Source organism: Blautia luti, assembly GCF_013304735.1.
Classification (GTDB): domain Bacteria; phylum Bacillota; class Clostridia; order Lachnospirales; family Lachnospiraceae; genus Blautia_A.
Genome location: NZ_JAAITI010000039.1, coordinates 19,473 through 31,528 on the forward strand (window position 1 = coordinate 19,473; position 12,056 = coordinate 31,528).

Annotated in this window: 10 protein-coding genes and 1 rRNA gene; all 11 read right to left on the reverse strand. The window is 45.1% G+C overall.

Annotated elements, in window-relative coordinates; genetic code table 11:
• Window positions 1-73: 73 nt before the first annotated feature.
• Window positions 74-1,714: a phosphoenolpyruvate--protein phosphotransferase gene (gene ptsP, locus G5B06_RS15560; protein ID WP_173772469.1), complete on the reverse strand. Its 1,641-nt coding sequence runs from the start codon at window positions 1,712-1,714 to the stop codon at window positions 74-76.
• 30 nt (window positions 1,715-1,744) lie between these two features.
• Window positions 1,745-2,785 carry a polyamine ABC transporter substrate-binding protein gene (locus tag G5B06_RS15565; RefSeq protein WP_148448851.1) on the reverse strand — a complete coding sequence of 347 codons (1,041 nt, stop codon included), beginning with the start codon at window positions 2,783-2,785 and terminating at the stop codon, window positions 1,745-1,747.
• Between the two features lie 33 nt (window positions 2,786-2,818).
• On the reverse strand, window positions 2,819-4,672 hold the full coding sequence (locus G5B06_RS15570; RefSeq protein ID WP_173772470.1) for an extracellular solute-binding protein: 1,854 nt from the start codon (window positions 4,670-4,672) through the stop codon (window positions 2,819-2,821).
• A gap of 12 nt (window positions 4,673-4,684) precedes the next feature.
• Window positions 4,685-5,503, reverse strand: coding sequence for an ABC transporter permease (locus tag G5B06_RS15575; RefSeq protein ID WP_021976528.1), 819 nt, complete (start codon window positions 5,501-5,503; stop codon window positions 4,685-4,687).
• On the reverse strand, window positions 5,503-6,549 hold the full coding sequence (potA, locus tag G5B06_RS15580) for a spermidine/putrescine ABC transporter ATP-binding protein (protein WP_021976527.1): 1,047 nt from the start codon (window positions 6,547-6,549) through the stop codon (window positions 5,503-5,505). Before potA ends, G5B06_RS15575 begins: the two co-directional genes overlap by 1 nt.
• Complete coding sequence (locus G5B06_RS15585; RefSeq protein WP_148448856.1) at window positions 6,539-7,333, reverse strand: ABC transporter permease; 795 nt, start codon at window positions 7,331-7,333, stop codon at window positions 6,539-6,541. Before G5B06_RS15585 ends, potA begins: the two co-directional genes overlap by 11 nt.
• A complete protein-coding gene (locus G5B06_RS15590; protein ID WP_173772471.1) occupies window positions 7,330-8,184 on the reverse strand; it encodes an ABC transporter permease in 855 nt (284 codons plus the stop codon). Before G5B06_RS15590 ends, G5B06_RS15585 begins: the two co-directional genes overlap by 4 nt.
• Window positions 8,177-9,313, reverse strand: a complete 1,137-nt coding sequence (locus G5B06_RS15595) for an ABC transporter ATP-binding protein (RefSeq protein WP_173772473.1) — start codon at window positions 9,311-9,313, stop codon at window positions 8,177-8,179. The genes G5B06_RS15590 and G5B06_RS15595 overlap by 8 nt, the downstream gene beginning before the upstream one ends.
• A gap of 69 nt (window positions 9,314-9,382) precedes the next feature.
• Complete coding sequence (locus G5B06_RS15600) at window positions 9,383-10,693, reverse strand: amidohydrolase (protein ID WP_173772475.1); 1,311 nt, start codon at window positions 10,691-10,693, stop codon at window positions 9,383-9,385.
• Between the two features lie 41 nt (window positions 10,694-10,734).
• Window positions 10,735-11,562 carry an HAD family hydrolase gene (locus G5B06_RS15605; RefSeq protein ID WP_173762568.1) on the reverse strand — a complete coding sequence of 276 codons (828 nt, stop codon included), beginning with the start codon at window positions 11,560-11,562 and terminating at the stop codon, window positions 10,735-10,737.
• 400 nt (window positions 11,563-11,962) lie between these two features.
• Window positions 11,963-12,056: ribosomal RNA gene (locus tag G5B06_RS18805) — 23S ribosomal RNA — on the reverse strand; the annotation flags it as partial.

The window sequence follows — 12,056 nt, forward strand, 5'->3', positions numbered from 1 at the left end:
TATACAAAAAATCCTGAGAATCCTATGTGAAATATAAACATAGAAATTCTCAGGATTTTTATTTGACTGGATACTATTTCTCTGACCGTCGGTTTGCCGCGTCCGCATACGCCGCACGGATTGCCTTCCGTACAGGAAGTACGCAAGCCGGCACAACGGAAAGTCCGTCCACACCCATCTGGATAAATTTCTCTGTGAGATTGGAATCTGCTGCCAGCTCCCCACATATGTAAACATTACATCCGGATTTATGTCCTGCTTCTGTCACCATCCGGATCATCTTCACAAGCGCAGGATGATGGTCATTGTATTTGTTTTTCAGAAGAAGATTCTGCCTGTCCATAGCCAGGGTATACTGGGTCAGGTCATTGGTTCCAAGGCTTAAGAAATCCACACGTTTTCCCAGTTCTTCGCTGATCATAACTGCAGCCGGTGTTTCGATCATGATTCCGGTACGGATATTTTTGTAGGGAATATTCTTCTCATCCAGGCCTTTTTTTACCTCCTGGATCAGTTTTTCGATCTCATCCAGTTCTTCCTCCGATGTGATCATCGGATACATCAGACTGATGTTTCCATAGGCACTTGCCCGGTAAATGGCACGAAGCTGGGCTTTGAACATTTTTTTCCGGTCAAGGCAAAGTCGGATACCGCGGTTTCCCATCATAGGATTGACTTCATCCGGGATGGCCATATATTCTGCCTGCCGGTCTGCACCCAGATCTACGGTACGGATCACAACCGGACGGCCTTCCATATCCTCCGCTACCTTCTTATAAGCACGGAACAGCTCGTTCTCTCTTGGATAATTTTCTCTTCCAAGATACTGAAATTCACTTCGAAGGAGACCGATGCCTGTAGCTCCGTAATAAAGAACCGTATTCAGATCATCCAGATTTCCGATATTGGCCAGAAGTTTGATCTGTTTTCCATCGGCTGTGATATCCTCCTGATTACGAAGTCTTAAGAGTTCTTCCCGTTCTTCCATATCTGCCCTGTGGCGGATCTCATATTCTTTCAGAAGTTCCGGTTCCGGATCAATATACAGAGTTCCTGTATATCCATCCACAATGGCCATATGGCCGTCCCACTCCTTCTGTATCTCCACTTCCACCAGTGTAGGCACTGCCATGGATTTCGCCATAATCGATACATGGGAAATGATTGATCCCTGATGCATGACTATTGCCAGAAGGCTGGATTTGTTCATCTCCAGAAGTTCATTTGGGGAAAGCTGCTCTGCCGCAAGGATCACCGGCTCATCTCCCAGATTGATCCGCGCATGGGAACCACCCATGGCGCCGATCAGAAGTTCTGAGATCTCCCGGATATTTTCGATCTGTTCCTTGACAGCCTCATCTTCCAGCTTGCGAAATACATTGGCAAGCTCATCTCTGGTTGTCTGGACCGCATAAGCCGCACTAACCTTTTCTGTTGTGATCATGCTCTCTACAGCCCGCTGGAAACTGCCTCCGCTTAAGAGCTTCAGCTGACGTTTCAATGTCAGCTCCTGCTCTTTTGGGAGGGGTGCTCCGTTTTTATACATATGCTGGATCTGGGTCTTTACTGCTGTCCTTGCATGGTCCAGACGATCCAGCTCTTTTTTTACATTGTCTACCATAGACTGACGGATCTGGTATTCGCCCCTGTGGTAATACAGTATTTTTCCAATGGCTATTCCGGAAAAAGCGGATGTGCCTTTGTATATTTCCATCTGAAAAACCCCCTTACTGGTCTGTCCGCCTTAATCGCAGGCAGCTTTAAATTCTGTCCAGATCTTATTGTATTCCTGCTCTGCTTCCTGGCTTACGTTCTGCACGATCTCGCCTTTGGTCACATCATCCGGCACAACCAGGTTCTCATCTACCAGATCATCTGCTGCCTTGTTTGTGTTGTAGTAACCTACAGAATTGATGCATTTTGCAGTTACTTCCGGCTGCAGGATATAGTTGATAAATTCATTGGCAGCCTCCGCATTCGGTGCCTCACTTGGGATAAAAGTTCCAAGAATACCAAATCCAAGACCTTCCTCCGGATAAACCACCTTCAGGTCCGGGTTATCCTTCAGCGCCTGTGTTACCTGGGATGTGTAGAGGAATGCCACACTTGCCTCTCCATTGAGAAGTGCATTCTGTGTATTATCATCCTGGATCATACGGATATTCGGTGCAAGCTCCTTCAGTTTCTCACCGGTCTTGGCAATCACATCCACATCCTCTTCATTCATGCTCTCACCCATGGAAAGCTGTGTGATTCCGGCAATTACACGGTAATTTCCGATGATCGCCACGCTGTCTTTCAGGGATTCATCCCAGAGATCTTTGTATCCTTTGATGTCGATATCTACCTGATCCGGATCATAAACGATCAGCGGAATTCCTGCACCGTATGGTACGGTGTACTCGTCATCCGGATCATAAAACTGTCCCTGGAAAAGCGGATTGATGTTTCCGAAATTGGTAACAGTATCCTTGTCGATCTTCTGGACAAGTCCTTCTTTTACCGCACTGTCGATAATGTAATCATCTGCAATTACCACATCGTAATCGCCGCCTTTTGCCTGGGAAAGTTTCTCAAGCATGGTCTCATCGGTATCAAAGTTAGAGTAAACAACCTTGGTTCCTGTTTCTTTTTCAAAATCATCCAGCACTTCCTGCGGAACCATTCCGTCCCATGTGTAAAGTACCAGTTCATCTTTATCCTTTGCACTGACGCTGACACCTGTTACCATAGATGCTCCAAGTGCCGCACATAACATGATCGCTGCCGCTTTTTTTGCTTTCATAGAACCTCCTTCATGTCTCTCTCTGACGTCTTGTTATTTTGCTTTTACCTTGGTCCAAAGCTCTGCGAATTTCTGCTTGATCTTTGGCTTCTGGTATCCGAAGATTTCATTCTTTGGATTATCGATCTGCGGAATATAGGAATCAATTCCCTCATAAGTTCCGTTTTTCATCTCCTCGAACGCACTTTTTACAGTAGAAGTATATCCTACTTCTTCGGTATTGGAAAGAGCATTTTCGTCATCCAGCATAAAATTGATAAACTCATGGGCCAGATCTACCTCATTACAGTCTTTGGTGATGACCATGGCATCATACCATGTGTTGGTTCCCTGCTCGGGTGTATAATAGGAAAGATCCGGATTTTCACTGATAATATAAGAAGCATCTCCTGAATATACCACTGCCATTGCCTTGTTTCCGGAGATCATATTGTCGATGACATCATCTCCTGCATAGATTGGGTCCATGGTATCACGCTGGTTGATCAGCCATTCATAGGCTTCCTGGATCTCGCCCAGATCTGTGGTATTCATGGAGTATCCAAGTGCTTTCAGGGCGATCATAAAGGAATCTCGTTCGGAATCATACATGTAAAGATTTCCTTTATATTTCTCATCTGCAAGAATGTTCCAGCCCTCTTTATCCAGATCGTCCTGTAATACTACATTCTTATTATAAAGGATTCCGACTGTTCCCCAGAAATACGGGCAGGAATAACGGTTTCCTGGATCGTAGTCCTTGTTCTGTACTTCAGGAAGAAGATTCTTCTTATTCGGAATCTTTTTCCAGTCAATAGACTGAAGGTATTCTTCCTTGATCAGCCTCTCGATCATATAATCAGAAGGTACCAGAACATCGTAGGTCTCACCGCTGGCAAGTTTTGTATACATCATCTCGTTGGACTCAAACGTCTCATAGACAATGGTACAGTTATACTGTTTTTCAAATTTGTCGATCAGGTTCAGATCCATATATTCACCGGCATTATATACACGGAGTACATGGCTTCCCTGGCTTACAAGCGTCCATTTTCCAAAAACGACCACCAGGATCACAGCCGTAACTGCTGCCACGATCTTTCTTGTTCTCGGATTCATCTTCTTTACTGTAGAATCCTGAAGCTTCGGCAGTATCAGATTTGCAAACAGTAATACCAGTACGATCACCACGATCACGAGCGTTGACAGTGCGTTGATGGTCGGATTGATACGCTTCGTCATATTATATACAACGATGGAGATATTTTTTACTCCATTTCCGGAAACAAAGTAGGAAATTACGAAATCGTCAAAGGACATGGTAAATGCCAGAAGCGCTCCCGCAAAAATTCCCTCTTTGATCATAGGCACGATAACTTTTGTAAGGGCCTGATATGGCGTTGCACCAAGATCCATCGCCGCATTGGCCAGGTTCGGGTCCAGGTTTCGCACCTTCGGATATACACTGGTAATTACATAAGGCGTACAGAACGCGATATGTGCCAGCAGCATGGTCAGATAACCTTTCGTCATTCCCAGAGAAGAAAACAGAAGCATCAGACCGATAGCTGTTACGATCTCCGGGTTCAGGATCGGAAAGTTATTGATGGTAAGTACCAGTTCCTTCAGTACTTTTCTGGATTTGGAAAGGCCGATGGCTGTAATAGTTCCCAGCACTGTGGAAATAATTGTTGCCAGGATTGCCACTGTGACAGAAACATAAACTGCCTTGCTGATCTCCATGTTGTTGATCAGCTCCCCGTACCAGCGCAGGGAAAATCCTGTAAATCTGGTCAGGGACTTGGACGAGTTAAAGGAAAAAATCATAGTCACAAGGATCGGCAGGTAAAAAAATGCCAGACACAGCACTACATATAATTTTGAAAATATGGTATTTTTTCTTTTCATCTCCTGCCTCCTTTAATCGTCCTGGGTGTCCATCTTCTTCATCAGGCTCATAAAGATCAGGATGATCACTGCCAGGATCAGAGAGATGGCACTTCCAAAGTTCCAGTCACCTACGGAAATAAACTGTGACTCGATCAGGTTACCGATCAGCATGTACTGACCGCCGCCAAGAAGCTTCGGAATAACGAAAGTTGAGATGGACAGAAGGAATACCATCATAACACCATTGACCACACCTGGCATGGAAAGCTTCCAGGTGACTTTCCAGAAGGTCTGGAATGGATTGGCCCCAAGGTCATTGGCCGCCTCGATCAGTGATTTATCCATTTTACTTAAAGAAGTATGGATCGGAATGATCATAAACGGCATGAAATTACAGACAAGGCCCACAATAACCGAAAAATCTGTATACATCATGGTGATCGGTGAAATTCCCAGCATTTTCAGAAGGTTGTTCACCAGACCATTGTCTGAAAGAATATTCATCCATGCATAAGTACGAAGGAGCATGTTGATCCACATGGGGATCGTAACCATAAGGATGAGAAAACTCTGCACCTTCTCGGAGTATTTGGAAATAATATATGCCAGCGGATATCCGCACACAAGACAGATCAATGTGGTCAGGATACCCAGGCGAAAAGATTTCAAAATAACACTTAAATAAGTAGTTTCCAGGAATTTTGCAAAATTCGCCCATGTAAAATGTAAAGTCAGAACTTCATTTCCATCTGAGGTAAACGCATAAAGTACGATCAGGATCAGTGGTACCACGATCAGGATCGAAGCCCAGATGATGTACGGCTTGATCAGATGTTTGAACTGTTTCATTAGTATCCTCCCATTCTGCACATAACATGGATATCCTCAGGACCAAACTTCAGTCCTACTTCTCGTCCCACTTCCGCATAATCGGTAGTGTGCACCATGTATGTGCGAAGCTCCGTCTCGATCAGGATCTCATAATGAACACCTTTGAACGTAATGTTCCGTACAGTTCCTCTGATCTTGGCCTGATCCGGTTCCACAATATCCAGATCCTCCGGACGGAGAACCACCTCAATGGCTTCGTTGTCCTCAAATCCCTTATCCACACATTCAAACTGGAAACCATCAAACTCTACCAGGAAATCTTTGATCATCGTTCCTTCTATAATATTGGATTCTCCGATAAAACCTGCCACAAAACGGTTTTCCGGCTCATTGTAGATGTCTGTCGGGCTTCCGATCTGCTGGATCTCACCGTTGTTCATAACAACTACGGTATCGGACATGGAGAGAGCCTCTTCCTGGTCATGGGTAACATAGATGAAAGTGATTCCTACTTCTCTCTGGATCTTTTTCAGCTCGATCTGCATCTGTTTACGGATCTTGGCATCCAGAGCTCCAAGAGGCTCATCCAGAAGAAGGACTTTCGGCTCATTGACAAGAGCTCTGGCAATGGCAACTCGCTGCTGCTGACCGCCGGAAAGAAGGGTGACGTCTCTTTTTTCGAAACCTTCCAGACCTACCATCTTCAGCATTCTTTTGACTTTCTGCTCAATGACAGTTTTATCTACTTTTTTCAGATTCAGGCCGAAACCGATATTGTCCATAACATTAAGATGTGGAAACAGCGCATATTTCTGGAATACCGTATTGATCTCCCTTTTATATGGAGGAAGCTTGGAGATCTCAATGCCGTTAAACAGCACCTCTCCACCGCTTGGTTCCTCAAATCCTGCGATGATCCTCAAGGTTGTTGTTTTTCCACAACCGCTGGGTCCCAGAAGCGTAAGGAATTCGTTTTCGTGGATATCCAGGTTGATTCCCCGGAGCACCTGCTGGTCATCAAAATTTTTTGTGAGATTTTTTAACTCGATCAGTTTATTGCTCATCTCTCTTATTCCCCTTCCCGCGTTTTCCCATGATCAGATACACGGCCAGCACAAGGAGGATCACTCCCAGCATCATAGTACAAAGTGCATTGATCTCCGGCGTAACGCCTGTTTTCATCTGTGTGTAAACTTTTATCGGCAGCGTGGATACACGCGGACCGGTCACAAAAATGCTGATCACCACATCATCCATGGACATGGCAAAAGCCAGCAGAGAGCCGGATATGACAGCCGGCATGATCAGAGGCAGGGTAATGTCCCAGAATGCCCGGAAAGAACCGGCGCCAAGATCTCTGGCTGCCTCTTCCAGGGACGGGTCCATTCCCACAAGCCGTGCTTTTACTTCCATTAAAATATAGGGCACGCAGAAAACCGTGTGTCCGATCAGAAGTGTCAGCATTCCAAATGGCAGGTTCAGCATATAGAAAAATGCCATCAGTACCATTCCCAGAATGATCTCCGGGATCATCAGAGGCAGAATGGAAATGTACTCCATCACCCCTTTTGTTTTCCAGTGGATCCTGGAAAGTCCTACAGCCCCCAGCGTTCCGATCACTGCAGATACCCCGCAACTGGATATAGCCAGAATCAGGCTGTTTTTCAATGCCTGGATCAGATCTCTGTCATGAAACAGTTCCTGATACCATTTCAGGGAAAATCCGGTAAAACGCACCGGAAGTCTTGCTTCATTAAACGAAAATACCACTACCACGCCAATGGGCAGATACATAAGGAAAAACAGGATTCCCAGGTACAGTCCTGAAAGTTTTGAGTTCTTTTTCATCCGATTCCCTCCAGTTCCTTCACATTGGTGATCTTCCTGTACAGTACGATCATCAGCGTGGTCAGTATCATCAGTACTACCGCCAGTGCCGCGGCAAAAGGCCAGTTATTTCCTCTTGTCATCTGCTCCTGGATCAGGCTTCCAACCAGTACGATCTTGTTTCCGCCCAGGATATCCGCAATAAAAAACAGGCCCATAGACGGAATAAAAGTAAGGATCACTCCGGAAAGAAGTCCCGGTAAAGTCAGCTTAAAAGTGACGCTCCAGAATGCTTTCCATCTGCTGGCTCCCAGATCTCTGGCTGCCTCCACCAGTGACCAGTCCAGCTTTTCCGCACTGGAATATACGGACAGTGCCATAAACGGCAACAATACATAGATCATACCGATCACAATGGCAGGATAGCTGTACAGAATTTTTAAAGGCTCCTGGATAATACCAAATTTCATCAACAGATAGTTCAGTAGTCCCTTTTTCTGGAGAATGATGATCCAGCCGTACAGACGGATCAGAGAATTCACCCAGAAAGGCAGCATCAGGAACAACATGGCAAGCTTCTTTTTTCCCTCGGAAAGTTTTGCCATAAAATATCCGAAAGGATAACCCACCAGGCAGATGATCAGGGTACTTGTAATGGCAAGGCGAAAAGATCCTGTAAAAGTCTGCAGATATACGGGCTCCAGGATCTGTTTGTAATTATCCAGAGTAAATTTCCAGTTCACACCATAGCCGCCGTCTGCTGTGGAAAAGCTCAATGCGATCACATACAGAAGAGGCAGCGCAACGAAGATCAGTGTGAAGAGATACAGCGGCAGGATCATCCATACGGAGCCTGCGCCGCGCTTACGCATTGGTGCCTCCCCGGTCCACCAGCACGGCATCTGTGGGAAGAAAACAGCAGCGTACCTTTTCTCCTACGCTGACATTTGTATCAATGCCATAACGACTTGCCACGATTTCCTGCCCTTCCGAAGTTTTCAAAACAACACGGAGCTGACCGCCGGCAAAAGTTTTTTCAATGACTTCGGCATTTAAGCCATCACAGTCATTATTTTCTTCAAATCGGATATTTTCACTTCTTACCGCAATGGTGACCTTTTCTCCTTTTTGGAGCAGATATTCCTTGTCTGATTCAGCCGTGATATTAGCATTGTTCATTGATACTTTTACTTTTCCGGCGTCAGTTCTTACTGTGATCAGTTTGGAAGTATCGCCTGTTTCCTCTGTACCAATGTTTTCCACAACACCGGTAAGGATATTTGCATTTCCTACAAATGTCGCCACATAACTGGTCTTCGGGTGGTTATAGATCTCATCCGGCGTTCCGATCTGCTCAAAGCGGCCGTGGTTCATCACTGCGATCGTGTCAGACATATTGATGGCTTCTTCCTGGTCGTGGGTGATATAGATAAACGTAATCCCCAGCTTCTTCTGCAGGCGTTTCAGCTCGTGCTGCATGGCACGCCTCAGCTGCAGATCCAGTGCGCCAAGGGGTTCATCCAGAAGAAGGACTTCCGGATTGTTCACAAGAGCTCTGGCAATGGCTACACGCTGACGCTGACCGCCGGAAAGTTCTGACGGCTTCCGCTTCTCAAATCCGGAAAGCTGAACCAGTTCCAGCATTTCTTTTACTCTTCTGCTAATCTCCGCTTTCGGCGTTTTCTTCAATTTCAGACCATAGCCAATATTATCTGCTACATTCATATGGGGAAAAAGTGCATAATTCTGAAACACGGTGTTCACATTTCGCTGGTTCGGTTCCAGGGATGTCACATCTTTTCCGTTTAAGAAAACCTGGCCGGAATCAGGCTGCTCCAGACCTGCGATGATCCGCAATGTAGTGGTTTTTCCACAGCCGGAAGATCCCAGCAAAGTGACAAATTCTCCCTTCTTTGCTGTAAGACAGATGCTTTCCAGGACGTCCTCCCCTTCCTGGAAACTCTTTTTTATATTTTTGAGTTCTAATGAAATTTCGGACATTTAGTTCTCCTTTTATTTACTATGATACAGATATCCGTACCCCGCAGGGAACCTCCCTGATTCGGTTAATTACTCATTCTCATGAAAATTATCCCTTATATACTGACAATAAGTCTCTTTATTAAATACAGGTTTAAATTTCTGACAGATTTTTTCTGCTTCTTTTGCATGATTGCAGAGAAGGCGGTAAGTAGTCAGTGCCAGAAGTTTGGCTGGTTTGATATAGGCCAGTTCTTCATCTACGATCTGAAAATCTGCTCCGTGGAGTTTTCCCTCAAATCCTCCGAATGTGAAATTCAGTACTGGAAACAGATGGGTCATATCTCCCACATCCGTACAGGCGTTATTAAAATCTTCCGGTTTTGAACACCGGTATGTCACATCCAGAAGTTTTACGGATTCCTCCATTACTTTGTCCGCGCCTCTGTGCAGGATCGGCATATATCCCTGAAGCGTTTCTCTCTCGATCGTACCGCCAAAAGCATAGGCAGCTCCGTCATAGGCACGGTCCATTTTTTCCTGTGTTGCACGGATCGCATCCAGGGATGCCGCGCGGACTTTTGTTTCGATCACCGCCTCGTCAGGAACCGCATTGATCACGTCCCCGGCTTTTCGAATCACGTTGTGAAGGCGCACATGATCTTCCTCCCGAAAAGTTTCCCGCATCAGTCCCATCATCTGAATGGCACTGGAAGTAATGCTTAAGGCATTCACTCCATCCCATGGATCGATGGCTGCGTGCGCGGCTTTTCCTCTTACTGTGACACGCTCTGCGGAAAATCCGTTGCATGCCGCATTTCCCAGGTAAAAATCTTCTTCTACCGGCATCATGTGCACATGTGTGGTCAAAATAATGTCTGAATGATCAAATTCTCCAAGCCGGAGCAGCTCGCTTTTTCCGGATGCCGGGAAGCCGATTCCCTCTTTCCGAAGCCGTGCACGTTTATCTGCATCAATGTATTCTTCCGCCGGAACGGCAAAAAAAGATACGGACCCAGACAGAGAGGCTTGAACCTCCTCATTGGTCAGTGCCAATGCTGCGCCGATCATGGCTGCAATCTGTGCGTGGTGTCCGCATGCATGTGCTGTCCCGTTAACGGGATCAGCCATCGGATGTGACTTACATCCGATGGCATCAAGTTCTCCAATAATCGTAATGTTCGGTCCGTCCTGTTCCATCCACTCTGCGCGAACCCCTGTGCGTGCAAGTCCTCCATGCACCCGAAGTCCCAGGCCACGCAAAAAAGCCGCTACATGTGCGGCTGTTCTCTCCTCATAAAACCCCGGCTCCGGATGACTCTGGATATCCTTCGCAAAGGCTATGATCTCGTCTCTGTGTTCATCTATAGTCTGAATGATCTTTTCTTCAATATGATTCATGTCTTATAACCTCCATTTTCCGCAGGTTAAGCTATATGATATCATAAAACAGTTGGTTTGGAAATAGATATTTTTTGGAGATATTTCGCCACTCCGTCGTTTTCATTGGAGCCGATGACCCCAGTTGCCACAGCTTTCAGTTCATTTACTGCATTTTCCACTGCATAGGCTTCATCCGCTATTTCAAACATATCAATATCATTTTTTCCATCACCAAAAACAACTAATCTGTCACATTCCAGTTTTTGTTTTAACTGCAAAGCAGCCTGCGCTTTAGATGCTTTTTGCGGCATGATCTCCAGCCACTGCTCTCCTGTATAGATATCTTCCTGATAAACAACGTGATATTTATTTTTGTATTTATGATAAAATGGTTCCAGCTTCTCCGGCTTATCAATGCAGGTGATATAAAAAAGATCTCCATACATCAGTTCAGACTCTGTAGTTACAATATTCGTACGTTTGTCGCCCTTCCGGCTGTTTAAAAATGTCTGCATTCCACTTGTTGCCTTTGCCGGTATATAAGAAAACTTTTCAATATTATTCTGATATGAATATATGATCGGATATATTTCGTGTGCAAAAAGATCTCTCAATACATCATATATGTCTTCTTCAAAATAATTGGCAATAAGGATTTCCTCTGTTATATTATCTTTCACAAATGCCCCATTGTATATAATAAGAGGGAAATGTGTGTTAAGGCCTTCTGTTACTTTTTTTGCCGTATTTAAGGAACGAGCTGTTGCATAGGAAAATAACATGCCTGAAGAAGTTAACGCATTGATTGTTTTTATTGTATATGGGGATAAAGTTTCATTTTTTCGTAAAAGAGTTCCATCAAGATCTGATACGTATAATGTTTTCATAAATAAATCCTTTCGTTTTGCTGTGGACTGTGAATAGAAAAACTTTTTTCAGTTGACAGGGACATTGATGATAACGTATTTTTTTATTATAGCACAAAAAAAGTGGCTGTTTAAGCCACTTTCTTACGATTGTATATTCAAAACTACATACATGCTTTGTTGATGGTTAATCGTTTTGTTGAATCAATTTTAACCTGCGTGCCGATTTGCCTTTTTTTCACGGGCTCGCAGCTAAAGCTGCATCGCCTGTTTAGTAGGCTACTCCAGCGGGGGGCATCTCACGACTTCGTCGTTCGATGTCATTTGCTTCGCAAATGTTCAGTCTGCATCATAAATGGTTCTCCACAAGCAAGCTTGCTCCGCCCCATTTCTGCTACATCCTGCCCGCTTCCTCGGCTAGTTGGTCAAGCCCTCACCCGATTAGTAACAGTCAGCTGCGTGTGTTACCACACTTCCACCTCTGCCCTATCTACCTCGTCGTCTTCAAGGGGGTT

Bases quoted from the DNA above. Each gene is read 5' to 3' on its own strand.
- G5B06_RS15570 (WP_173772470.1), bottom strand. From the start codon at position 4,672: ATGAAAAGAAAAAATACCATATTTTCAAAATTATATGTAGTGCTGTGT.
- potA (WP_021976527.1), bottom strand. From the start codon at position 6,549: ATGAGCAATAAACTGATCGAGTTAAAAAATCTCACAAAAAATTTTGAT.
- G5B06_RS15575 (WP_021976528.1), bottom strand. From the start codon at position 5,503: ATGAAACAGTTCAAACATCTGATCAAGCCGTACATCATCTGGGCTTCG.
- G5B06_RS15605 (WP_173762568.1), bottom strand. From the start codon at position 11,562: ATGAAAACATTATACGTATCAGATCTTGATGGAACTCTTTTACGAAAA.
- G5B06_RS15565 (WP_148448851.1), bottom strand. From the start codon at position 2,785: ATGAAAGCAAAAAAAGCGGCAGCGATCATGTTATGTGCGGCACTTGGA.
- ptsP (WP_173772469.1), bottom strand. From the start codon at position 1,714: ATGGAAATATACAAAGGCACATCCGCTTTTTCCGGAATAGCCATTGGA.
- G5B06_RS15595 (WP_173772473.1), bottom strand. From the start codon at position 9,313: ATGTCCGAAATTTCATTAGAACTCAAAAATATAAAAAAGAGTTTCCAG.
- G5B06_RS15590 (WP_173772471.1), bottom strand. From the start codon at position 8,184: ATGCGTAAGCGCGGCGCAGGCTCCGTATGGATGATCCTGCCGCTGTAT.
- G5B06_RS15600 (WP_173772475.1), bottom strand. From the start codon at position 10,693: ATGAATCATATTGAAGAAAAGATCATTCAGACTATAGATGAACACAGA.
- G5B06_RS15585 (WP_148448856.1), bottom strand. From the start codon at position 7,333: ATGAAAAAGAACTCAAAACTTTCAGGACTGTACCTGGGAATCCTGTTT.